Source organism: Phyllobacterium sp. P5_D12, assembly GCF_054049495.1.
The window spans coordinates 1-2,424 of the sequence record NZ_JBFUMG010000632.1; the positions used below are offsets into that span (position 1 = coordinate 1).

Genomic DNA, 2,424 nt, shown 5'->3' on the forward strand with positions numbered 1-2,424 from the left:
GTGGTGGAATCCGCAAGGCAAATTCCGTCCCTTGCACAAGTTCAATCCCACACGCCTCGCCTACATCAAGGAAAAGGTCTGCGCTCACTACGGCATCGATCCGAATGGCCCGGCACCCTTCGCGGGCTTGCGTATTCTTGATATCGGTTGCGGCGGCGGCCTTCTGTGCGAACCCATGGCGCGGCTTGGGGCGACAGTCGTTGGGGCTGATGCCGGCGAAACAAACATCGAAGTTGCGAAGATACACGCGGCGCAGAGCGGGCTCTCGATCGATTATCGCGCAACGACAGCCGAAGCTCTCGCCGATGCGGGAGAACAGTTCGACGTGGTCCTGAATATGGAAGTCGTCGAGCATGTTGCCGATGTCGAGCTCTACATGTCTGCCTGTTCGCAAATGGTCAAACCCGGCAGCATGACCTTTGTCGCCACCATCAACCGGACATTGAAGGCGCTCGGCCTTGCCATATTCGGTGCGGAGTATGTGCTTCGCTGGTTGCCGCGCGGAACGCACCAATATGAAAAGCTGGTCCGCCCGGAAGAACTGGAAACTGCCATGTCACGCGCTGGCCTGGAGGTCGTGGAAAAAGTCGGCGTCAGTTACAATCCGTTGGCGGACAGCTGGAACAGATCAAGCGATACCAGTGTGAACTACATGGTCCTGGCAACAAGGCCTAGCTGACCTTTGCCGCCATCTGTTGCTGGGCGTTCGTGGTCATCAACACGCCGACGGTGATGATCGCCGCACCGATCCAGGTTGCGAGCTGATAAACTTCACCCAGGAACAAAGTGCCCGCGAGCAATGCAACTGCCGCGCCGACATATCCGATCTGGCTGAGATAGACCGGTCCGCCAACGGCCTGGAGCCGGAAGTACAGCGCAAACATGCAAGCTGACGCCAGAACCTGGGCAAAGACCAGCCATGGCACAGCACCGAGTGGTTCAACGGGGAATGTGCCCGTCATAAAGAAAATGATCGGAACCAGCAGCACCGCAGTGGTCAAATGGCTGCCAGCTGCAAGCTCGGTCGGATCAGCACCTTTCGGCCAATCGATCGTGCGATAGACATTGCCGAGAGCAAGCAAGACCGGGATGAGCAAGCCAATGGCCACCCAGAGAGGTTCTGCCGGCTGGCCGACCTGCCCCCGGGTAAACCCCACGAGGACTGCCCCGGCAAAGCCGGTGAATATGCCGAGAAGTCCAAGGAGATTGGGGCTGCGCATCTTGAAAAGGATCGAGAGCAGCAGAGTAAACACTGGCGACAATGTGTACATGATCCCCGTAAACCCTGAGCCGAGATGCGGAATCGCCGAAAGTGTCATGAGGTTAGGAATGGCATAGGAGATCAGTGCGGCGATAAGATAGTACCGTAGCATATGCGCATCGATACGCGGACGCTTTCCCATGAGAAGGAAGGCTGCCAGAAGGACCGTCCCTGCGCCGATCGAGATAACGAACGCCCATAGAGATGGAGCGATGCCCGCGGCAAAAGCCAATTTGCCGAATGGAAGCGTCAACCCCAGAAAAGCGCCCGTCAACACGAGCAGCGCGGGAGCGGAATTCAGAAATGGCATGGAATTCATCCGGTTAGTCAGAATCGACTACCGCACCATAGACATCGCCATCAGCCTATCAAGATCAATTGTGGTCGTCGGGAAACACCGGCAGCGGCATCACATCGACACCGTCGTCCACGAGCGCTTCGACTTCGTCGCGCGTCGCCTCGCCATAAATGCCGCGCTGTTCTGCCTCGCCAAAGTGAATTTTGCGGGCTTCCTCGGCAAAATCACTGCCAACATAGTCGGAGTTTTCGCGAACCTTCTTGGCCATTTCACGTAGTTCACTTGCCATCTTGCTCATCGCGATGGCGATCTTTTCCTTTTGGCGGCCTGTTGCAACCGACGGCGTCATCAAGGCCTTGTCGACTTTGTGCGAACCGCAGACGGGGCAGGAAACGAGCTGCTTCTGCACTTGCGTGTCAAAATCGTCATTGCTGCGAAACCAGCCTTCGAACTCGTGGTCACCGTCGCAATGGAGGGAAAAATGAATCATGATGCGGCGTTGAACCTCGTCGCCTGTCCATCGTTTTCCACGACAACCCCGAATGGCCGGGCGTTCTTGAGGTTGGGTACCTGCGTTCGCGCTGCTGCACTCAGTGCCGGATCGATGTCCGCCACAATGACTGCGGGCTCCGCATGATCGGCCTCCGCCAAAACCTCGCCCCACGGCGCGACGATGATGGAATGACCATAGGTTTCCCGGCCATCCTCATGCAAACCGCCTTGAGCTGCCGAAATCATGAAGGCGCCATTCTCGATCGCACGCGCGCGCTGCAGCACATTCCAATGCGCTTCGCCGGTCTGCCGGGTGAAGGCGGCAGGTGCTGAAATCACCGATGCACCGGCCAATGCCTGGGCGCGGAACAAT

The 2,424-nt window shown here is 57.7% G+C and carries 4 protein-coding genes; 1 reads left to right on the plus strand and 3 read right to left on the minus strand.

What is annotated here, in order from left to right; all coding sequences use genetic code 11:
• Window positions 1–679: bifunctional 2-polyprenyl-6-hydroxyphenol methylase/3-demethylubiquinol 3-O-methyltransferase UbiG (gene ubiG / locus ACXJ5O_RS24500; protein WP_457302179.1), on the plus strand; the 679-nt coding region annotated here is incomplete at its 5' end.
• Here the strand turns inward: ubiG and ACXJ5O_RS24505 are convergent.
• From ACXJ5O_RS24505 to ACXJ5O_RS24515, 3 genes are all read right to left on the minus strand, one after another.
• Window positions 672–1,571 carry a DMT family transporter gene (locus ACXJ5O_RS24505; protein ID WP_457302180.1) on the minus strand — a complete coding sequence of 300 codons (900 nt, stop codon included), beginning with the start codon at window positions 1,569–1,571 and terminating at the stop codon, window positions 672–674. The two genes, ubiG and ACXJ5O_RS24505, sit on opposite strands and share 8 nt — an antisense overlap.
• Before the next feature lie 64 nt (window positions 1,572–1,635).
• Window positions 1,636–2,049: a DUF1178 family protein gene (locus ACXJ5O_RS24510; protein ID WP_457302181.1), complete on the minus strand. Its 414-nt coding sequence runs from the start codon at window positions 2,047–2,049 to the stop codon at window positions 1,636–1,638.
• The coding region (locus ACXJ5O_RS24515; RefSeq protein ID WP_457302182.1) for a nitrilase-related carbon-nitrogen hydrolase at window positions 2,046–2,424 on the minus strand (379 nt) is incomplete at its 5' end. The genes ACXJ5O_RS24510 and ACXJ5O_RS24515, both read right to left, overlap by 4 nt.

Coding starts and splice junctions, on each gene's coding strand:
- ACXJ5O_RS24510 (WP_457302181.1), bottom strand. CDS start 2,049: ATGATTCATTTTTCCCTCCATTGCGACGGTGACCACGAGTTCGAAGGC.
- ACXJ5O_RS24505 (WP_457302180.1), bottom strand. CDS start 1,571: ATGCCATTTCTGAATTCCGCTCCCGCGCTGCTCGTGTTGACGGGCGCT.